This window comes from Streptomyces sp. NBC_01268, assembly GCF_036240795.1.
GTDB lineage: Bacteria > Actinomycetota > Actinomycetes > Streptomycetales > Streptomycetaceae > Streptomyces.
The window spans coordinates 5,147,118-5,167,636 of the sequence record NZ_CP108454.1 but is presented as its reverse complement, the minus strand read 5'-3'; the positions used below and the strand labels follow the sequence as shown (position 1 = coordinate 5,167,636).

Sequence of the window (20,519 nt, the reverse complement as noted above, 5' to 3'; positions counted from 1 at the left end):
CCCGCAGGCGTCGACCGCCTGCGGGCCCTTCGCGACCCGGCCCCCAGGCATGGAGGAGTACGGATGCGTGCCGACGCGCGCCGGAACCACGAACGGTTGCTCACCGAGGCCCGCGCCGCGTTCGCCGCGCACGGGACGGACGCGTCCTTGGAGGACATCGCGCGCCGCGCCGGGGTCGGCATCGGCACCCTGTACCGCCACTTCCCCCACCGCGAGGCGCTGCTCGGCGCCGTCTTCCAGGACGCCCTTTCGGCCCTCCTGCGCCACTCGGCGGAGCTCGCCGACGCGCCCGAGCCCTGCACGGCGCTCGTGGCCTGGCTGCGCACCCTGATCACCCACGCGGGCGAGTACCGCGGCCTCGCGATCGCGCTCATGTCCGCCTCGCACGACCGGAGTTCGGCGCTCGCCGAGTGCAGCGAGCCGCTCCGGGCGGCGGGCCTGCGCCTGCTCACCCGCGCTCAGGAGGCGGGCGCGGTGCGCGCGGACGTGTCGGTCGGCGACCTGATGCAGCTCACCAACGCCATCGCGCTGGCCGCCGAACGCTCCCCGGAGGACCCGGGGTTGGCCGACCGGCTGCTCACACTGACGCTGCGGGGCATCAAGAGCTGAGCGGCACGGCGGCGGCGCGGGGCCCGCACGGGCCCCGCGCCGCTCAGCGCCGCCGCATGTCCGCGACCCGCACCGGCCGTTCGGGGGCGAGCACCTCGCCCACGAGACCGCCGGGGCCACCGGGGCCACCCGGTCCACCGGGGCCGCCGCGGAACTGCCCGGCCGGCACGCGGCCGCGCTGCCCCGGCAGCGGGACGTCACGGCGCGGGCGACCGCCCGGGGGGTGCTGGTCGCCTCCGTGCGCCGCGCCCGTGCCGGCCACCGCGATCTGCACGCCCTGGTCGGCCAGGGCCTGGAGCTCGGTGGCGGCCCGCTCGTCGTGGGCGGGAGGCTCGTCGGTGACCAGGCGGGTGATCACGTCGGTCGGCACCGTCTGGAACATGGTGTCGGTGCCCAGCTTGGTGTGGTCGGCGAGGACCACCACCTCGGCCGCAGCCTGCACCAGCGCCCGGTCCACGCTCGCGGAGAGCATGTTGGAGGTGGACAGGCCGCGCTCGGCGGTCAGCCCGCTGCCGGACAGGAAGGCCCGGGAGACCCGCAGCCCCTGGAGCGACTGCTCGGCCCCGCTGCCCACCAGCGCGTAGTTGGAGCCGCGCAGGGTGCCGCCGGTCATGACGACCTCCACCCGGTTGGCGTGGGCGAGGGCCTGGGCGACGAGCAGCGAGTTGGTGACGACGGTGAGCCCGGGCACCCGGGCGAGCCGACGGGCCAGCTCCTGCGTGGTGGTACCCGCGCCGACGACGATGGCCTCGCCCTCTTCGACGAGGCTCGCGGCCATGTCGGCGATGGCGGTCTTCTCGGCGGTCGCGAGATGGGATTTCTGCGGGAAGCCGGACTCGCGCGTGAATCCGCCCGGCAGCACCGCACCGCCGTGGCGGCGGTCGAGGAGTCCTTCTGCCTCCAGCGCCCGCACGTCTCGCCGTACGGTCACTTCTGAGGTCTGGACGACGCGGGCGAGCTCACGGAGCGACACGGCTCCATTGGCCCGCACCATTTCGAGGATCAACTGGCGACGTTCTGCAGCGAACACGAAACTGACAGTAACGTGAGCGGCCGATACTTTTCAGCAGTATGCGCCGAATTGCAGAAGATGCACACAGGCGGGGCCCCCAAGTGGTATGGGAGACCCCGCCGTTGATCAGCTTTATGTCCGGGCTATGCCCCGCCTTGCCGGGGGTTGTCCGACTCGGCGAACCGTTCCCGCAGGCGGGGGCGGTACCGGACCGTGCCGGAGCGGACCGGCGAGGGGGCGCTACGCCTCGCCCGTCGTCTTTCGGGTGTGCAACTGCCGTGCCACTTCCGCGATCGAGCCCGACAGGGAGGGGTACACGGTGAAAGCATTTGCGATCTGTTCGACGGTCAGATTGTTGTCGACCGCGATCGAGATCGGGTGGATCAGCTCGCTCGCACGGGGTGCGACGACGCAGCCGCCGACCACGATGCCGGTGCCCGGGCGGCAGAAGATCTTGACGAAGCCGTCCCGGATGCCCTGCATCTTCGCGCGGGGGTTGCGCAGCAGCGGCAGCTTGACGACCCGGGCGTCGATCTTGCCCGCGTCCACGTCGGCCTGGGTGTAGCCGACGGTGGCGATCTCCGGGTCGGTGAAGACGTTCGAGGAGACCGTCTTCAGGTTGAGCGGGGCCACCGCGTCGCCCAGGAAGTGGTACATGGCGATGCGGCCCTGCATGGCGGCGACCGAGGCGAGGGCGAAGACGCCGGTGACGTCGCCGGCCGCGTACACGCCGGGGGCGGAGGTGCGGGAGACCTTGTCGGTCCAGATGTGCCCGGAGTCCTTCAGCCGGACACCGGCCTCCTCCAGACCCATTCCCGCCGAGTTCGGGATGGCGCCGACGGCCATGAGGCAGTGGGTGCCGGAGATGACCCGGCCGTCCGAGAGGGTGACCTCGACGCGGTCGCCGACCCGCTTGGCGGACTCCGCGCGGGAGCGGGCCATGACGTTCATGCCGCGGCGGCGGAACACGTCCTCCAGGACGGCGGCTGCGTCGGGGTCCTCGCCCGGCAGCACGCGGTCGCGGGAGGAGACCAGGGTGACCCGGGAGCCGAGCGCCTGGTAGGCGCCGGCGAACTCGGCGCCGGTGACGCCGGAGCCGACCACGATGAGCTCCTCGGGGAGCTCCTTGAGGTCGTAGACCTGGGTCCAGTTCAGGATCCGCTCGCCGTCCGGCTTGGCGTCGGGCAGCTCGCGCGGGTGGCCGCCGGTGGCGATCAGGACCGCGTCGGCGGTGATCGTCTCCTCGCTGCCGTCGGCGGCGGTCACGATCACCTGGCGGGAGCCGTCCATGGCCTGCCGCCCGGAGAGCCGGCCGCGGCCGCGCAGCACCCGGGCGCCTGCCCGGGTGACGGAGGCGGTGATGTCGTGCGACTGGGCGAGCGCGAGGCGCTTCACCCGTCGGTTGACCTTCCCCAGGTCGACGCCGACCACCCGGGCCGCCTGCTCCAGATGCGGGGTGTCGTCCGCGACGATGATGCCCAGCTCCTCGTACGAGGAGTCGAAGGTCGTCATCACCTCCGCGGTGGCGATCAGGGTCTTGGAGGGCACGCAGTCGGTCAGGACGGACGCCCCGCCCAGACCGTCGCAGTCGACGACGGTCACCTCCGCGCCGAGTTGGGCGCCCACGAGGGCCGCCTCGTAGCCGCCGGGTCCGCCGCCGATGATCACGATCCGGGTCACTGGGATCTACGCCTCGCGCTCTCGTTCTGCCGGGGGGTCCCCCCGCTGGGGTGCAGTGCGTACGCCATTGTCCCGCACGCTTCAAGTGCGTACCCCATTGTCCCGTACGCGCGGGGGAGCCACGCGCCGGGGGCGTACCAGCCGGTCGCCGCACCCCCGGGGCGCCCCCGCGGCCCGTCCGGGCAAGCCCCCTACCACGGACTTCGTCATCCACCCCGCCCCCTCCCGTACCCTCGGACCCATGTCGCTCTACGCCGCCTACGCCGGCAACCTCGACGCGCGGCTCATGACGCGCCGCGCTCCGCACTCGCCGCTGCGCGGCACCGGCTGGCTGAACGGCTGGCGTCTGACCTTCGGCGGGGAGCAGATGGGCTGGGAGGGTGCGCTGGCCACGATCGTGGAGGCGCCGCGCTCCCAGGTCTTCGTCGCCCTGTACGACATCGCGCCGATGGACGAGGACTCGCTGGACCGCTGGGAGGGCGTCGGCCTCGACATCTACCGGCGGATGCGGGTGCGGGTGCACACCCTGGACGGCGAGGAGCCGGCGTGGGTGTACGTGCTCAACGCGTACGAGGGCGGGCTGCCGTCCGCCCGCTACCTGGGCGAGGTCGCCGACGCGGCGGAGTCGGCCGGCGCGCCGCACGACTACGTGATGGAGCTGCGCAAGCGCCCGTGCTGACGGCGGGCGGCCGGAAGGCCCCCGGGGCCTCCGTCGGACGTTCACGTCCGCTTGGGCCGGACACGCGTTCGTGGGAAACGACAAGACAACGATCGCGGCTCCGTCCGCAACGTCATCTACGCGCGTAGGGATTCTCCGGCTAGGCTGCTGCGCGTATCAAATCCGTCCGGGGCTCCCCTCGGACCCCCCTCCCCGAGGCGAGAGAGCCAGTGAACGCAACTGCCACCCCGTACGAGGCCGCCGAGGCCGCTGCCACGCGCCTTCGCGAGCTGACCGGAGTCGAGAACCACGACGTCGTCCTGGTCATGGGCTCCGGCTGGGCGCCGGCCGTCGACGCGCTGGGCGCCCCCGAGGCCGAGTTCCCCGTCACCGAGCTGCCCGGCTTCCCGCCGCCGGCCGTCGAGGGCCACGGCGGCAAGGTCCGCTCGTACAAGATCGGTGAGAAGCGCGCCCTGGTCTTCCTCGGCCGCACCCACTACTACGAGGGCCGCGGCGTCGCCTCCGTCGTCCACGGCGTCCGCACCGCCGTCGCCGCGGGCTGCAAGACCGTCGTCCTGACCAACGGCTGCGGCGGTCTGCGCGAGGGCATGCGCCCCGGCCAGCCGGTCCTGATCAGCGACCACCTCAACCTGACGGCCGCCTCCCCGATCGTCGGCGCCAACTTCGTCGACCTCACCGACCTGTACTCGCCGCGCCTGCGCGCGCTGTGCAAGGAGGTCGACGAGACGCTGGAGGAGGGCGTGTACGTCCAGTTCCCCGGCCCGCACTACGAGACCCCGGCCGAGATCAACATGGTCCGCGTCATGGGCGGCGACCTGGTCGGCATGTCCACCGTCCTGGAGGCCATCGCGGCCCGTGAGGCCGGCGCCGAGGTCCTGGGCATCTCCCTGGTCACCAACCTGGCCGCGGGGCTCTCGGGCGAGCCGCTGAACCACGAGGAAGTCCTCCAGGCGGGGCGCGACTCGGCCGCCCGCATGGGCGAGCTGCTGACGCGGGTCCTGGACCGGATCTGATTCCTCCCCCTCCCCGCCGCTTCCCGTGACCGGGGGCTCCGCCCCCGGACCCCCGCGTCCCGAACGGACACGGCCGCAGGCCGTACGGGGGTCCGGGGCCCGCCCCCCGTTCGGGAAGGGGCGGGGTGGGGAAAGAGACAACGCCCCTCCCCGCCGCACCCTCCGAAAGGCACACCACCGTGACGACGCAGGACGACCTCCTCGCCCGGGCCCAGGCGTGGCTCGCCGAGGACCCCGACCCGGAGACCCGCGAGGAGCTCGGCGCGCTCCTGGACCGCGGGGCCGTCGACGAGCTCGCCGAGCGCTTCTCCGGCCGGCTGCAGTTCGGCACCGCCGGCCTCCGCGGCGAGCTGGGCGCCGGCCCGATGCGGATGAACCGTGCCGTGGTCATCCGCGCGGCCGCCGGACTCGCCGCGTACCTCAAGGCGAAGGGGCAGAGCGGCGGCCTGGTCGTCGTCGGCTACGACGCCCGCTACAAGTCCGCCGACTTCGCCCGTGACACGGCCGCCGTGATGACCGGCGCCGGGCTGCGCGCCGCGCTGCTGCCGCGCCCGCTGCCGACCCCCGTGCTGGCGTACGCTATAAGGCACCTGGGCGCCGTCGCGGGCGTCGAGGTGACCGCGAGCCACAACCCGCCGCGCGACAACGGCTACAAGGTGTACCTGGGCGACGGCTCGCAGATCACGCCGCCCGCCGACGTGGAGATCGCCGCCGAGATCGACGCGGTGCGCGCGCTGGCCGACGTGCCCCGCCCCGAGGACGGCTGGGAGACCCTCGGCGACGAGGTCCTGGAGGCGTACCTGGCGCGTACGGACGCCGTGCTGACCCCCGGCTCCCCCCGTACCGTGCGGACCGTCTACACGGCCATGCACGGTGTCGGCAAGGACGTCCTGACGGCGGCCTTCGGCCGGCACGGCTTCCCGCCGCCGGCTCTGGTCGCGGAGCAGGCCGAGCCGGACCCGGCGTTCCCGACGGTCGCGTTCCCCAACCCGGAGGAGCCGGGTGCCATGGACCTCGCCTTCGAGGCGGCCCGGGCCGTGGACCCCGACATCGTGATCGCCAACGACCCGGACGCCGACCGCTGCGCGGTGGCCGTGCCGGACGCGTCCGCCGAGGGCGGCTGGCGGATGCTGCGCGGCGACGAGGTGGGCGCGCTCCTGGCGGCGCACCTCGTGCACAAGGGCGCTCAGGGCGTGTTCGCCGAGTCGATCGTGTCGTCCTCGCTGCTCGGCCGGATCGCTCAGGCGGCGGGCGTCGGGTACGAGGAGACGCTGACCGGCTTCAAGTGGATCGCCCGCGTCGAGGGCCTGCGGTACGGCTACGAGGAGGCGCTGGGCTACTGCGTCGACCCGGAGGGCGTCCGCGACAAGGACGGCATCACGGCGGCACTGCTCGTCGCCGAGCTGGCCTCGGAGCTCAAGGAGCAGAACCGCACCCTGACCGACCTGCTGGACGACCTGGCGGTGGCCCACGGGCTGCACGCCACGGACCAGCTGTCGGTGCGCGTGGAGGACCTGAGCGTCATCGCCGACGCGATGGCGGCGCTGCGCGCGAAGCCGCCGGTGCGCCTGGCGGGCCTGACGGTCGTCTCGGCGGAGGACCTGACCAAGGGCACGGAGGCGCTGCCGCCGACCGACGGTCTGCGCTACCACCTGGAGGGCGACTACAAGGCCCGGGTGATCGTCCGCCCGTCCGGCACCGAGCCGAAGATCAAGTGCTACCTGGAGGTCGTGGTCCCGGTCGCCGACGCGAGCGAGCTGACGACGGCCCGCGCGACCGGCGCCGACGTGCTGGCCGCGATCAAGAAGGACCTGGCGGAGGCCGCCGGCCTGTAGCGGCCGCCGCCTGCCGGGAACGCCGGAGGGCCCGTACGGAATCGTTTCCGTACGGGCCCTCCGGCCTTCCCGGCCTTCCCGGCCTTCCCGGTGCGGCCTCCGTACGGCTCCGATCGGCTCCCCTTTCGGGTGAACCGGGTACGGCACGTGACGTAACGCGCGCCCGGGTCCGGGTGCCCGGGGCGAGGGTGACCCGGTGTCCCCCGTGCCGTCCCAGCTGACCCCCCACCCCCGCCCGCGCCGTACCGTCCCCGCCGCGCGCGGCCCCGCTCCCGCGCCGGACCGGCGGCTGCCGGGCCTGCTGCGGCATGCGGCCCCGGCCCTGCTCGGCTATCTGGCGGTACGCCTCCTCGGCCTGCTGGTGCTGGCCCGCTGGGCGCACCTCAAGGGGCACGGGGTGTGGCCGACCCTGGCGACCTCCTGGGACTCCCACTGGTACCTGGGGATCGCCGACCACGGCTACGACCACGAGCTCGGCACCCTGACCAACCACAACAACCTGGCGTTCTTCCCGCTGTTCCCGCTGCTGGTCAAGGCCGTCGCGGCGGTCACCCCCGGCTCGCGGGCCTCCGTGGGCCTGGTGCTCGCGTGGGGGTGCTCGCTGGTCGCCGCCTGGGGGGTGTTCGCCGTCGGCGACCGGCTGCACGGGCGCCGCACCGGCACGGTCCTGGCGGTGCTGTGGGGGACGCTGCCGGTCGCGGTGGTGCAGTGGATGGGCTACACCGAGTCGCTCTTCACGGCGCTCGCGGCCTGGGCGCTGTACGCCGTCCTGACCGGCCGCTGGGCGTGGGCGGCGGGGCTCGCGGTGGCGGCGGGGCTGACCCGGCCGACCGGTGTCGCGGTCGCGGCGGCGGTGTCGGCGGCCGCGCTGCTCGCGGTCCGGCGGGGCGGGCACCGGGCGCTGCCGGCCGCCCTCGCGGCTCCGCTGGGCTGGCTCGGCTACGTGACCTGGGTCGGGGTGCGGCTGGGCCGCTGGGACGGCTACTTCGCGGTGCAGCGGCTGTGGACGAACGAGTGGGACGGCGGCGCGGGCACCCTGCGGGAGCTGCGCGGGCTGCTGGTCTACTCCCGCCATCCGCAGCTGTTCCTGGTGGTGGTCTCGCTGGTCCTGGTGGTGTCGGCGGGCCTGTTCCTGCTGTGCGTGGCGGACCGGCAGCCGCTGCCGCTGCTGGTCTTCTCAGGGGTGCTGCTGCTGGTCGTCCTGGGGAGCGGCGGTGTCTATTTCCCGCGCGCCCGCTTCCTCCTGCCGGGTTTCCCGCTGCTGCTTCCGGTGGCTCTGGCGCTGGCCCGCGCGCGGCGCCCGGCCGCGGTCCTGGTGCTGACGGGGGCGGCGCTGTCCTCGGCGTGGCTGGGGGGCTACATGCTGCTGGTGTGGTCCGGGCCGCCGTGAGGAAGGGGGCCCGGGTGCCTCCGCGGACGACTGCCCGCCTCTGTCACAGAACCGTGACGAACCGGGACGAGGTTGTGACGATCGACCTGGGGTTCGAACGGAGAAGGGGGTTCTAACCTCGGGAGGTTGACACGTGAACCACTAGTGACTCTGAGGGGGGACACTGTGCGTGACACACGATCAAGCCGGTCCCGAAGGAACACCGGCGGCAGACGTCTGACGGCGACCGCGGTCGCCGTGACGGCGGCCGTCGCCTCGCTCGCACCGCTCGCCGGGGGGACGGCGGTCGCGGCGGAGGCACCCACGGCACAGGCGCCGCTGACCATTCCGGTGGAGGCCCACCCGGGCCAGGGCCTGCTCCGCTTCGCCGGCACCACCGGCTTCATGCACCAGGACTCCCGCGGCTACGCCTGGGTGCCGTACGCGGGCGGGAAGCCCACCCGGTTCGCCGCCGACCGCACGTACGCGCTGCACGGCGGCGGTGGTGACGTCATCGCGCGCCAGTACAACGACAGGGTCGTCCTCCAGGACGGGCCCACCGGGCCCGGGCGGACCGTGACGATCCCGCAGCGGCAGTACTTCGCGAGCGTCCAGGGCGGCAAGGTCCTCACCAACGGCGAGGACAAGGCCGTACACGTCCTGTCGGTCGAGAACGGCGTCCAGAAGGACGTGAAGGCGGTCGCCCCGGCCGGATCGGCCTGGATCTCCACGGTCACGCCGCGCGACGGCCGGCCGGGCGACGGGCAGGGCTTCTTCGTCGCCTACTCCCTGAACGGCAAGACGCTCCTCGGCTGGGTCTCCCTCGCCGACCCGGTCGTGAAGCCCACCTCGATCCCGTACGACAGCTCCGGCTACGCGCCCGACGTCCACGGGACCCGCGCCGTCAGCTACGACGCGCGGGCCAAGCGGGCGAGCGTCTGGGACCTGACGGGCGACCTCACCGCGCCCACGGCGGAGATCACGGTGCCCCAGGCGCCGACCGCCCTCGTGGGCCAGGACCTCCTGGTGCGGACGAAGTTCGTCCAGTTCGGCGACGAGCCGTACGCGCTGTACCCGCTGTCCGGCGGGGAGCCCCGGCCGGCGTTCGACGCGGCCGACGTCGTCCCCACCCAGGACGGCGGCGCCCTCGCCACCGCCTTCGGCCCCGACCAGCAGCCCGCCGTCCGCAAGGCGGTCTTCCCGGCGGACGGTGCGGCCCCCGTCCTCGCCAAGGTCTACGACACCCCGCCCGCGATCGCCCGGACCCAGCGGTTCGCCGTCGCCCAGGGCGAGCTGAACGCCTCGGAGAACTTCGGCCTCGACGCCAACGGCTTCGACGACATGTACGGGCGGGTGACCAGCAGGAGGCTCACCGTCAGCGGCGAGCTCGCCGCGGGCCCCAAGACCGACCGCGGGTACGAGCACGAGGCCGTCGTCCCGGGCCACTGCACTCCGTCCTGCGTGCCCGTGGTCCCCACCGGCGACGGACGGCTCGTCTTCCAGGGGTACCCGGGCGACCTGTACGCGGTCGGTGAGGGCCAGGACATGGACCACAGCAGCTGGACGGGCGCCCGGCCCTTCCAGTACGGCTGGGACTTCCTGGCCTCCGGCCGCTACGTCTCGTACCTCGCGGAGGCGCAGACGGGGCCGTCCCGGATGCGCGAGGTCCGCGACATCGACACCAAGAAGGTGCTGGTCAACCGCGAGCTGGGGGACCGCCGGGCCGCACTCGACGGCAGCACCCTGTGGGCCGAGTCGACCACCACCGGCACCGTCGACGCGATCGACGTGCCCACCGACGCCACCAGGCGCACGGTGAAGCTGGCCGGCTGCGACCTCACCGGGCTCCAGGTCGTGGGCTCCTTCGCGTACTGGAAGTGCGCGACGAGTTCCGGCGTGAAGAACCTCGACACCCTCGCGAACATCTCCCTGCCCGCACACACCAACGCGCTCCTGGGCGACGGCTACCTCGCCCACGAGAAGGGCGGCACGGTCTCCGTCACCCCGCTGCGCGGCGGCGGCGCGACCCGCGCGATCGGGACCGTGGCCGACTCACGGCCCGACTACGGCTGGACGGTCGACCGCTTCGGCGGCCACGTGAGCCTCGTGGACGCGGACCAGAACATCCACGTCGTGCCGACCGGCGTCCCCGCCTCACCGCTGCGCCTCCTCGACGCCGAGGAGACGAAGACCCTGGACCGCAAGGCGGCCACGCCGACCTGGGGCGCGAGGTGGTGGCTGAACAAGCCCACCTCTTCCTGGAAGGTCGACGTGCGCGACAGTGCGGGCACGGTCGTGCGCACCCTTGAGGGCGGCGAGGCCCGCGGGCTCGTGAAGCCCGCCTGGGACGGCAAGGACGCGGCCGGGAACGCGCTGCCGGACGGGCTGTACGACTGGACCCTGACGGCCGCCCCGGCGGACGGCGCGGGCCCCGCGCTCACCCGCACCGGCGACGTCGCGCTCGTGCGCGGGCAGTCCACGCTGGCCACCGGGCGGTACGAGCCGGTGACGCCGACGCGCGTGATGGACACCCGCTCCGGCGTCGGCGTCGCCAAGGCGAAGATCGGCGCCGGCAAGACCGTCACCCTGACCGTCGCGGGCAAGGGCGGGGTGCCCGCCAAGGGCGTCTCGGCCGTGGTCCTGAACGTGACGGCGACCAACGCCACGGCGTCGACGTTCGTCTCGGCGTACCCGTACGGGACGACCCGCACCAGCGCGTCGAACCTCAACGTCGTCGCCGGCCGGACCGTCCCCAACCTCGTCGTGGTCCCCGTGAAGGACGGCAAGGTCACCTTCTACAACCGCAACGGCTCGCTCGACCTGCTGGCCGACGTCGCCGGGTACTACACGCTGTCGGGCCAGGGCTCCCTCTACGAGCCGGTGACCCCGGCCCGGCTGATGGACACCCGCGACGGCACCGGCGTCGCCAAGGCGAAGCTCGGCGCCGACAAGACCGTCTCCCTGACCGTCGCGGGCAAGGGCGGCGTCCCCGCCGAGGGCGTGACCGCCGTCGTCCTGAACGTGACGGCCACGAACCCGACCTCGTCGACCTTCGTCTCCGTCTACCCGTACGGCACGACCCGCACCAGCGCGTCGAACCTCAACGTCGTCGCCGGGCAGACCGTCCCCAACCTGGTCGTCGTCCCCGTGAAGGACGGCAAGGTCACCTTCTACAACCGCAACGGCTCGCTCGACCTGCTGGCCGACGTCGCCGGGTACTACACCAGCGGCACCACGGGCTCCCTCTACGAGCCGGTGGCCCCGGCCCGGCTGATGGACACCCGCTCGGGCACCGGCGTGCCGAAGGCGAAGGTCGGCGCGGACAAGACCGTCACGCTGACCGTCGCGGGCAAGGGCGGCGTCCCCGCCGAGGGCGTGACCGCCGTCGTCCTGAACGTCACGGCCACCAACGCGACGGCATCGACGTTCGTCTCCGTCTACCCGTACGGGACGACCCGCACCAGCGCGTCGAACCTCAACGTCGTCGCCGGGCAGACCGTCCCCAACCTCGTCGTGGTCCCCGTGAAGGACGGCAAGGTCACCTTCTACAACCGCAACGGCAGCATCGACCTCATCGCCGACGTCGCCGGGTTCTACGGCCCCTGATCGAGCGGCCGCGGGAAGAGCCGAGGGCCGGGAGCACACCGTGAGGTGCGCTCCCGGCCCTCGGCCGTTCGGGCGTACGGCGCCCGCCCGACCCCGAGTCAGCCGGTCACGGAGAGCACGACGAGCAGCACGAGTCCGGCCGCCGCGGGCGCGAGGATCTCGTACGCCCAGCGGATCTGCGGCGCACCCTGGGCCTCGGGCCGGCCGCCGAGCCGCTCGGCCATCTCGCGCAGGTCGGCGACGGTCTGGTCGGCGGGGGCGGTCCTGGCCTTGGAGTCGGTGACGTCGGCGGTGGCCGACGAGCGCCCGTGCGGGTCGTCCTGGGAGGAGCGCGCGGCCTTGCGGGCGGCGCGCTTGCGCTGGCGCAGGGAGACCGGGACGGCCCACAGCTGGTACTTGTCGCCGTCCTGCGTGAAGACCTCGCTGGAGTAGCCGGCGCGGAGGTCGGCGATCGCGCCCCAGGGCAGCACGATGCTGCGGAACGGGTTGCGGATCCGCAGCCGCTCGTCGTTGGCGAAGACGGCGGGGCGGATCGTGAAGGCGACGATCAGCGGGACCACGAGGACCAGCCCTGCGAGCGCCATCCACGGGACGCGGCCTTCGCCGCGGAACAGCGAGTCGCCGCCGAGGAGCGCGGCGAGGACGAGCAGGGTGACCCCGCCCGCGATGCCCATGCCGGACCGGAAGACTCGGTCGGCGGAGGCGGGCTCGGAGGGCTGCTGGGAGGGCGGCTCGGGGGTCGTCATGGGGCCGATTGTGCCTCAGCGCTCCCCGTTCGGCTCACGCGGCTCGGGTGAGCAGATCGGCGTACACGACGATGTTGTCGGGGCGGTGGCCGTCGACCAGCTCGCCGCCGCAGGTGATCAGCCGCAGCTCGGGCCGCCGGGTGTCCCCGTACACCTTGCGGGTCGGGAAGGCCTTCTTGTCGACCTGTTCCAGCTCGCGCACCCGGAAGACGGCGTCGGTGCCGTCGGCGCGGGTGACGGTGATGCGGTCGCCGACGCGGATCCTCGCCACGTCCTTGAGCACGGCGGGGCCCTCGACGGTGTCGAAGTGCCCGATCAGGACGGCGGGGCCCCTCTCGCCGGGCGTGACGCCCTTGTCGTACCAGCCGATGCGGTCGGCCTGGGCGACCGTGGGCACCTGGACCGTGCCGTCCGCGTCGAGTCCGAGGTCGAGCACCGGCCGGGCGTCGACGCCGGCCGCGGGCACCCGCACGCGCACGGGCTTCGAGCGCGGCATCGGCGCGGTGGCGAGCTGCGCGGCCGGTGCGGGCGCGGCGGTCGCGGTGATCCGCGGGGCGGGGGCGGCGGGTCCGTGCGGGGCCTCGGCGGCGGGCGCGGCGCAGCCCGCGAGGGCCACGGCGGCGACGGCGAGGGTGAGCAGGAGGGGGCGGCGGCGGGTCATGGGCGGGCTCCGGGCAGGGGTGCGGCGGGCCGCCGAGGAGGAGGGGCGGCCCGCCGTAGGGGTGTGGGGTGGGGTGTGCGGGGCGGCGTCAGCCGCGGGTGCCGGCGCGGCGGCGCAGGACGCCGAAGCCGAGTCCGGCGACGACCACGGCGGCTCCGGCGCCGGAGGCCAGCAGCGCGGTGTCGTTGGCCTGCTCGACGCTGCCGAACTCGGCGCCGGCGGCGACCCCGCCCTGGGGCACGACGGAGGTCTGACCGCCCTGGGTGCCCGTGCCCGTGCCGGTGCCGGTGCCGGTGCCGGTGCCGGTGCCCGTGCCGGTCGTGGGCGCGGGGGTGGCCGAGTGGGTGGGCGCGGGGGTGGGCTTGGCGGGGGCCGGCTGCTTGCAGCCCTTGGGGACCTTGGGGAAGTCGTTCCAGCGGTAGGGCGTGTCGCCGCCCTGGGTGCGCTGGCCGAAGCGCGGGGTGAGGGTGTCGCCGCGCTCGATCCTGAGGCCGTTCACGGTGTCGAGGGGGTGCGCGCGGTCGACCTTGGCGACGGTCCGGCCCTTGGCGTCCTTGAGGACGGCCGTGGGGCCCTGGGTGGAGTCGTTGGTGAGGGTGACGTACCGGGTGGTGCCGTAGGAGGAGCGGATGTCCTCCGTCATCGTGCAGATCGAGGTGAGGGTCGGCCCGCTGATGATCTCGGCCGGGGGCGGCGTGGAGCCCTCGGGGGTGGTCGGCGGGCCGACGTAGACGGGGGCGGACTGCTTGGCCGCGCCGGGGACGTACGCGGCGAACTCGCCGCCGCCGGCGCCGAGGACGACGACGGCCTTGCCGTACGTCCACACCGTGCGGACGGGGTCGTGGGTGTAGGTGAAGCCGCGGCCCTTGCCGTTCTCGACCAGCTGGAGGCCGTAGCGGCCGTCCCGCGGGTTCTTGCCGACCTCCAGGACGGTGCCGTCGGCCAGCCGGTACAGGCCCAGCTGGACGCCGTAGGCGTTGTTGCCGGCCCACCAGAGGAGGCGGCCGTCCTCGAAGAGGACGAGGAACCTGCCGTTGTCGTTGGCCGCTCCGGGGCGCCCGTTCGCGTACACGGAGCCGGTCGACCCGCCGCGCGCGAAGGAGTCGGCGCGGTAGGACGTGGGGCCCAGCTTGTAGATCTTGACGACGGTGCCGTCGCCGAGGGTCTCGGTTCGGACGAGAGTGCCTGCGCTCTCCGCGGTGGCGGCCGGGCCGTCCGCCGCGAAGGCGGACGTGGCGGTGATCGCCGGGGTGATCGCGAGGCCCGTGAGGAGGGCGGTGGCGACGGCGGTGCGGAGGGCGGTGCGCATAACGACTCCTGAAGACGGTCAGGTGGTGGATGGAGAGCCGATGCCGCTGACATCTCGTTCGGTCGGGGCCGGTGAGTTCTGGCCGGCTGCAGGAGAAACGCTATTGACCTGCGGTTCTGGACTCGTCCGCTCCATGTCACGGGCATGTGACAGACCTCACCCGCACCCCCCTCCCCCGCACCCACCTGCGCTTTCGCCCGCTCGTCCGAGCGGCCCCCTGTACAGGCCGCTACGCGCGTAGATATGCTCGACTGGTGACCATGCCCACCACTGCAACCGCAGCACACGCTTTCGCCGACGTGACCGCGTCCGACAGCACGCTGCGCCGTTTCCTCCACGGGCTGCCCGGCGTCGACGCCGTCGGCCTGGAGGCGCGCGCCGCGTCCCTCGGTACCCGCTCGATCAAGACCACGGCCAAGGCCTACGCCATCGACCTGGCCATCTCCATGATCGACCTGACGACGCTCGAAGGCGCGGACACCCCGGGCAAGGTCCGGGCGCTCGCCGCCAAGGCCGTCAACCCCGATCCGACCGACCGCACCACCCCGACGACGGCCGCCGTCTGCGTCTACCCCGACATGGTGGCCACCGCCAAGGCCGCCGTCGCGGGCTCCGGCGTCAAGGTCGCCTCCGTCGCCACCGCCTTCCCGGCCGGCCGCGCCGCGCTGCCGGTGAAGCTGGCCGACACGGCCGACGCCATCGCCGCGGGCGCCGACGAGATCGACATGGTCATCGACCGTGGCGCCTTCCTCGCCGGCCACTACCTGAAGGTCTACGAGCAGATCGCCGCCATCAAGGCGGAGTGCGGCGACCGCGCCCGCCTGAAGGTGATCTTCGAAACGGGCGAGCTCTCCACGTACGACAACATCCGCCGCGCCTCCTGGCTCGGCATGATGGCCGGCGCGGACTTCATCAAGACCTCGACCGGCAAGGTCGCGGTCAACGCCACCCCCGCCAACACGCTCCTGATGCTGGAGGCCGTGCGCGACTTCCGCGCGCAGACCGGCGTCCAGATCGGCGTGAAGCCCGCGGGCGGCATCCGCAACACGAAGGAAGCCATCAAGTTCCTGGTCCTGGTCAACGAGACCGTCGGCGAGGACTGGCTGGACAACCACTGGTTCCGCTTCGGTGCCTCCAGCCTGCTGAACGACCTGCTGATGCAGCGTCAGAAGCTGGCGACCGGCCGCTACTCCGGCCCCGATTACGTGACGGTGGACTGATCAACATGGCAACTGCATTCGAGTACGCGCCGGCGCCCGAGTCCCGGTCCGTCGTCGACATCGCCCCCTCCTACGGCCTGTTCATCGACGGCGAGTTCGTCGAAGCGGCCGACGGCAAGGTCTTCAAGACCGTCTCCCCGTCGACCGAGGAGGTCCTGTCGGAGGTCGCCCAGGCGGGCACCGAGGACGTGGACCGCGCGGTGAAGGCGGCGCGCAAGGCCTTCGAGAAGTGGTCGGCGCTGCCCGGCTCCGAGCGCGCCAAGTACCTCTTCCGGATCGCCCGGATCATCCAGGAGCGCAGCCGCGAGCTGGCCGTCCTGGAGACCCTGGACAACGGCAAGCCCATCAAGGAGACCCGCGACGCGGACCTCCCGCTGGTCGCCGCGCACTTCTTCTACTACGCGGGCTGGGCCGACAAGCTGGACCACGCGGGCTACGGCGCGGACCCGCGCCCGCTGGGCGTGGCCGGCCAGGTCATCCCGTGGAACTTCCCGCTGCTCATGCTGGCGTGGAAGATCGCCCCGGCCCTCGCGACCGGCAACACGGTCGTCCTGAAGCCGGCCGAGACGACCCCGCTGTCGGCCCTGTTCTTCGCGGACATCTGCCGTCAGGCGGGCCTGCCCAAGGGCGTCGTCAACATCCTTCCCGGGTACGGCGACACGGGCGCGGCCCTGGTCGAGCACCCGGACGTGAACAAGGTCGCCTTCACCGGTTCGACCGCGGTCGGCCGGGCGATCGCCAAGTCGGTGGCGGGCACGGACAAGAAGCTCACCCTGGAGCTGGGCGGCAAGGGCGCCAACATCGTCTTCGACGACGCCCCGATCGACCAGGCCGTCGAGGGCATCGTCAACGGCATCTTCTTCAACCAGGGCCAGGTCTGCTGCGCGGGCTCCCGCCTGCTGGTCCAGGAGTCGATCCACGACGAGCTGCTGGACTCGCTCAAGCGGCGCCTGAGCACCCTGCGCCTGGGCGACCCGCTCGACAAGAACACCGACATCGGCGCGATCAACTCCGAGGAGCAGCTGGCCCGGATCACCTCGCTCGTCGAGCGGGGCGAGGCGGAGGGCGCCGAGCGCTGGTCCGCCGCCTGCGAGATCCCGTCGGCCGGCTACTGGTTCGCCCCGACGCTCTTCACGGGCGTCACGCAGGCGCACACCGTGGCCCGCGACGAGATCTTCGGCCCGGTCCTGTCGGTGCTGACCTTCCGTACGCCCGACGAGGCCGTCGCCAAGGCCAACAACAGCCAGTACGGCCTGTCGGCGGGCATCTGGACGGAGAAGGGCTCGCGGATCCTCGCGGTCGCCAACAAGCTCCGCGCCGGGGTCGTCTGGGCCAACACGTTCAACAAGTTCGACCCGACCTCGCCCTTCGGCGGCTACAAGGAGTCGGGCTTCGGCCGCGAGGGCGGCCGCCACGGTCTGGAGGCCTACCTCGATGTCTGATGTGACGCGCCTCAGTGTCTTCAAGACCTACAAGCTGTACGTCGGGGGCAAGTTCCCCCGTTCCGAGAGCGGCCGGGTGTACGAGGTGACGGACTCCAAGGGCAACTGGGTGGCCAACGCGCCGCTCTCCTCCCGCAAGGACGCCCGTGACGCGGTCGTCGCCGCGCGCAAGGCCTTCGGCGGCTGGGCGGGCGCGACGGCCTACAACCGGGGCCAGGTCCTCTACCGCGTGGCCGAGATGCTGGAGGGCCGCCGGGACCAGTTCGTGCGCGAGGTCGGCGAGGCCGAGGGCCTGTCGAAGTCGAAGGCCGCGGCCGTCGTGGACGCGGCGATCGACCGCTGGGTCTGGTACGCGGGCTGGACCGACAAGATCGCCCAGGTCGTCGGCGGCGCCAACCCGGTGGCGGGCCCGTACTTCAACCTGTCGACCCCGGAGCCGACCGGTGTCGTCACGGTGATCGCCCCGCAGGAGTCCTCCTTCCTCGGCCTGGTCTCGGTGATCGCCCCGGTCATCGCGACCGGCAACACGGCGGTCGTCGTCACGAGCGAGAAGGCCCCGCTCCCGGCGCTGTCCCTGGGCGAGGTGCTGGCCACCTCCGACCTGCCGGGCGGCGTGGTCAACCTGCTGTCCGGCAAGGCCTCCGAGATGGGTCCGCACCTGGCGGCCCACCAGGACGTCAACGCGATCGACCTGACCGGCGCGGACGCCGGTCTGGCCCGCGAGCTGGAGATCGCCGCGGCGGACAACCTGAAGCGCGTCCTGCGCCCGCGCACCGAGGACTTCACCGCGTCCCCGGGCACGGACCGCATGACCGCGTTCCTGGAGACGAAGACCGTCTGGCACCCGACGGGTTCGCTGGGCGCGAGCGGCTCCTCGTACTGATCGCGGCACGCACCATTGGCGACGGCCCCCGGGGACACCCCCGGGGGCCGTCGCCGCATCCGGACGCGAACCCGGACGCGAGGGGGGTACGGCCCCGGACGCGGGTGCGGCCCCGTACGGGCACCCCGGCCCCGGACCGGCACCCCGCGCCCCGCCCACGGGTCTCGTCGGCGTCCCCCAACCCTGCTCCTTCACGTCCGCCACGGACCTGCCCCCGGCCCAGGCGGCGGCCCTGCCCGCGCCGGTACGGGACGGGCTCCGGGCGGCGGTGACGAGCGGGCTGCACGGGGTGCTGCTCGGCACCACCCCGCTGGCCGCCCTCGCCTTCGCCGCGGCCTGGCTCGTACGGGAGATCCCGCCGAGCCGCCCCGGCGCGGCCCCCGAGGCCGCGCCCGAGGCGCCCGTCGCTACGGAAGCAGCCCCTGGGTCAGCGGCCCCGCGACCGGAAGGTCGGCCAGCGCCCCGCCCTTCGTGACGTGGTCGGTGACCAGGTTGGTGCCGACCGGCTTGAAGTCGGCGACCTGGGTGCCGAGCCCGTTGTCGAGCGGGTCGACGCCGGTGTTGGCGAGCGGGTCGAGCTGGAGCCGGGTCAGCGGGGCGAGGCCCTGACCGACGCCCTCGACGGCACCCGCGCCGGCGGCTGTTGCGTCCGTCCGGGTCAGCGAGTCGACCGGGAGCGGCAGCGGGGCGGCGGCCTGGGCCCCCGCGGCACCGGCGCCGAGCACCGCCGCGCCGGCCGCCGTGACGGTGAGTCCGGCCCTCAACAGGGCGCTGCGGCGTGCGGTCCTGGATTCTGCGTGGCGTGCCATGAAGATCCTTCCGTGGAGTGAGCGGGCGGGCACAGACAGTAGTGGAGGTGTGATGCTCGATACCAACGGGCCGCCTCGGTGGTCCCCTTTACGGGGTAATGGTTCACACTGGTGTCCCGTGAGTTCCCAACCGATCCCGACCCGGGTCGTCCTGCTCTCGGGCCCCTCAGGCTCCGGCAAGTCGTCCCTCGCCGCCGTCACCGGTCTGCCGGTGCTGCGCCTCGACGACTTCTACAAGGAGGCCGACGACCCCACGCTGCCGCTGGTCGAGGACAGCGCGGACATCGACTGGGACTCCCCGCTCTCCTGGGACGGGGACGCGGCGGTCGCCGCGATCGTCGAGCTCTGCCGCAGCGGCCGGACCGCCGTCCCCGTGTACGACATCGCGACCAGCTCGCGCGTGGACCGCGAGACGCTCGACATCGAGCGGACCCCGCTGTTCGTCGCGGAGGGCATCTTCGCCGCCGACATCGTGGAGCGCTGCCGTGAGCTCGGCGTCCTCGCCGACGCGCTCTGCCTGCGCGGCCGCCCGTCGACCACCTTCCGCCGCCGGCTGCTGCGCGACCTGAAGGAGGGCCGCAAGTCGGTCCCCTTCCTGCTGCGCCGCGGCTGGCGCCTGATGCGCGCCGAACGCTCCATCGTCGCCCGCCAGACCGCGCTGGGCGCCCACCCCTGCGGCAAGGACGAGGCCCTGGGCCGCCTGGCCGCCGCGGCGGCCGGCCGCTGCCGCACCCCCGCGACCCGCTGACCCGCTGACCCGCCGCACGCGCTCCCCACGCGCCGAGGGCCGGACAGGATCCCCCGATCCTGTCCGGCCCTCGCCGTTCTTCCCCCGTTACCCCGTTACCCCCGTACGGTCCCCCGTTTTCCCCCGTGGTCCCCCGTACCGCCTTCAGGCGACAAGCTGCCCGAAGGACTCCTCCTCGTCACGGCCGAAGCTCAGCACCTCGTCCTCGCGCAGCCTTCGCAGCGAGCGCCAGATGCTCGACTTCACCGTGCCGACACTGATGTCCAGGATCTCGGCGATCTCCGGATCCGTGCGGCCCTCGTAGTAGCGCAGCACCAGCATCGTGCGCTGGAGCTCGGGCAGCCGGGCCAGCGCCTGCCACAGGACCGCGCGCAGCTCGGTGCCCCGCATCGCGTCCGTCTCGCCCACCGTCTCCGGGAGCTCCTCGGTCGGGTACTCGTTGAGCTTGCGCCGGCGCCAGGCGCTGATGTGCAGATTGGTCATGGTGCGCCGCAGGTAGCCGCCGACCGCGGCCTTGTCGCTGATCCGGTCCCAGGCCCGGTACGTGGAGAACAGCGCGCTCTGCAGCAGGTCCTCGGCCTCGAAACGGTCACCGGTCAGGTGGTAGGCGGTGGCGTACAGGGAGGCCCGGCGCTCCTGGACGTAGGCCGTGAACTCGGCCTCCGAACAGCCGGAGCGCTCCCCCGTGACCTCCCCGTACACCGCTGCCCCGTCAGTCACGGCGACCATGTACGGCGCCTTGTACTGACGCCCGACGCTGCGAACGCACCCCCGTCCGTTCACCGCGCCGGACTTCTCGGTGCTCCGTGTGACGTCGTGGAGACGCGTGACAACTGCGCTTGAGGTGGTGCTGTGCAGTGCGTTCATTCCGCGCCCCCCGTCGTTCGGAGTCCGTAGG

At 73.2% G+C, this 20,519-nt stretch carries 17 protein-coding genes; 10 read left to right on the top strand and 7 right to left on the bottom strand.

The window, feature by feature from the left end; all coding sequences use genetic code 11:
- The first annotated feature begins 63 nt into the window (after positions 1–63).
- Positions 64–609: a TetR/AcrR family transcriptional regulator gene (locus tag OG309_RS23340; protein ID WP_329423382.1), complete on the top strand. Its 546-nt coding sequence runs from the start codon at positions 64–66 to the stop codon at positions 607–609.
- Between the two features lie 43 nt (positions 610–652).
- Here OG309_RS23340 and OG309_RS23335 read toward each other — a convergent pair whose 3' ends face one another.
- Both OG309_RS23335 and OG309_RS23330 read right to left on the bottom strand, forming a co-directional pair.
- Positions 653–1,603, bottom strand: coding sequence for a DeoR/GlpR family DNA-binding transcription regulator (locus tag OG309_RS23335; protein WP_402545455.1), 951 nt, complete (start codon positions 1,601–1,603; stop codon positions 653–655).
- 258 nt (positions 1,604–1,861) lie between these two features.
- Positions 1,862–3,301, bottom strand: coding sequence for an NAD(P)H-quinone dehydrogenase (locus OG309_RS23330; protein ID WP_329423380.1), 1,440 nt, complete (start codon positions 3,299–3,301; stop codon positions 1,862–1,864).
- A 241-nt stretch (positions 3,302–3,542) separates the two neighbouring features.
- Here OG309_RS23330 and OG309_RS23325 point away from each other — a divergent pair, with 241 nt between their 5' ends.
- The 5 genes from OG309_RS23325 (at position 3,543) to OG309_RS23305 (ending at position 11,803) form a co-directional block, all read left to right on the top strand.
- Complete coding sequence (locus tag OG309_RS23325; RefSeq protein WP_046908459.1) at positions 3,543–3,980, top strand: gamma-glutamylcyclotransferase; 438 nt, start codon at positions 3,543–3,545, stop codon at positions 3,978–3,980.
- Positions 3,981–4,189: 209 nt separating this feature from the next.
- Positions 4,190–4,993, top strand: coding sequence for a purine-nucleoside phosphorylase (locus OG309_RS23320; RefSeq protein ID WP_132912723.1), 804 nt, complete (start codon positions 4,190–4,192; stop codon positions 4,991–4,993).
- Between the two features lie 179 nt (positions 4,994–5,172).
- A complete protein-coding gene (locus tag OG309_RS23315; RefSeq protein ID WP_329423379.1) occupies positions 5,173–6,828 on the top strand; it encodes a phospho-sugar mutase in 1,656 nt (551 codons plus the stop codon).
- Between the two features lie 205 nt (positions 6,829–7,033).
- Positions 7,034–8,218 (top strand): hypothetical protein, encoded by a 1,185-nt coding sequence (locus OG309_RS23310; RefSeq protein ID WP_443067640.1) that lies wholly within the window; start codon positions 7,034–7,036, stop codon positions 8,216–8,218.
- Between the two features lie 237 nt (positions 8,219–8,455).
- Positions 8,456–11,803, top strand: coding sequence for a FlgD immunoglobulin-like domain containing protein (locus OG309_RS23305; RefSeq protein WP_329423377.1), 3,348 nt, complete (start codon positions 8,456–8,458; stop codon positions 11,801–11,803).
- A gap of 98 nt (positions 11,804–11,901) precedes the next feature.
- Here OG309_RS23305 and OG309_RS23300 read toward each other — a convergent pair whose 3' ends face one another.
- From OG309_RS23300 to OG309_RS23290, 3 genes are all read right to left on the bottom strand, one after another.
- A complete protein-coding gene (locus tag OG309_RS23300; protein ID WP_329423376.1) occupies positions 11,902–12,549 on the bottom strand; it encodes a PH domain-containing protein in 648 nt (215 codons plus the stop codon).
- Between the two features lie 34 nt (positions 12,550–12,583).
- Positions 12,584–13,210 carry a class F sortase gene (locus OG309_RS23295; RefSeq protein WP_329423375.1) on the bottom strand — a complete coding sequence of 209 codons (627 nt, stop codon included), beginning with the start codon at positions 13,208–13,210 and terminating at the stop codon, positions 12,584–12,586.
- Between the two features lie 88 nt (positions 13,211–13,298).
- Positions 13,299–14,519 carry a hypothetical protein gene (locus tag OG309_RS23290; RefSeq protein ID WP_329423374.1) on the bottom strand — a complete coding sequence of 407 codons (1,221 nt, stop codon included), beginning with the start codon at positions 14,517–14,519 and terminating at the stop codon, positions 13,299–13,301.
- Between the two features lie 260 nt (positions 14,520–14,779).
- Here OG309_RS23290 and deoC point away from each other — a divergent pair, with 260 nt between their 5' ends.
- Genes deoC through OG309_RS23275 form a run of 3 tightly spaced genes read left to right on the top strand, consistent with a single transcriptional unit; the run spans position 14,780 to position 18,064 of the window.
- On the top strand, positions 14,780–15,739 hold the full coding sequence (deoC, locus tag OG309_RS23285; protein ID WP_329423373.1) for a deoxyribose-phosphate aldolase: 960 nt from the start codon (positions 14,780–14,782) through the stop codon (positions 15,737–15,739).
- A 5-nt stretch (positions 15,740–15,744) separates the two neighbouring features.
- The gene (locus OG309_RS23280) at positions 15,745–17,181 is read left to right on the top strand and encodes an aldehyde dehydrogenase family protein (RefSeq protein WP_329423372.1); all 1,437 of its coding nucleotides are present in this window, start codon (positions 15,745–15,747) and stop codon (positions 17,179–17,181) included.
- Entirely contained in the window at positions 17,174–18,064 is an 891-nt protein-coding gene (locus OG309_RS23275) for an aldehyde dehydrogenase family protein (protein ID WP_329423371.1), read from the top strand. The genes OG309_RS23280 and OG309_RS23275 overlap by 8 nt, the downstream gene beginning before the upstream one ends.
- A gap of 407 nt (positions 18,065–18,471) precedes the next feature.
- On the opposite strand, the gene OG309_RS23270 is transcribed toward OG309_RS23275, so the two are convergent.
- Positions 18,472–18,873, bottom strand: a complete 402-nt coding sequence (locus OG309_RS23270) for a hypothetical protein (RefSeq protein ID WP_329423370.1) — start codon at positions 18,871–18,873, stop codon at positions 18,472–18,474.
- Between the two features lie 52 nt (positions 18,874–18,925).
- Here OG309_RS23270 and OG309_RS23265 point away from each other — a divergent pair, with 52 nt between their 5' ends.
- Positions 18,926–19,621: a uridine kinase gene (locus OG309_RS23265; RefSeq protein WP_329423369.1), complete on the top strand. Its 696-nt coding sequence runs from the start codon at positions 18,926–18,928 to the stop codon at positions 19,619–19,621.
- Positions 19,622–19,765: 144 nt separating this feature from the next.
- On the opposite strand, the gene OG309_RS23260 is transcribed toward OG309_RS23265, so the two are convergent.
- Positions 19,766–20,488 (bottom strand): SigE family RNA polymerase sigma factor, encoded by a 723-nt coding sequence (locus OG309_RS23260; protein WP_329423368.1) that lies wholly within the window; start codon positions 20,486–20,488, stop codon positions 19,766–19,768.
- Positions 20,489–20,519 lie beyond the last annotated feature (31 nt).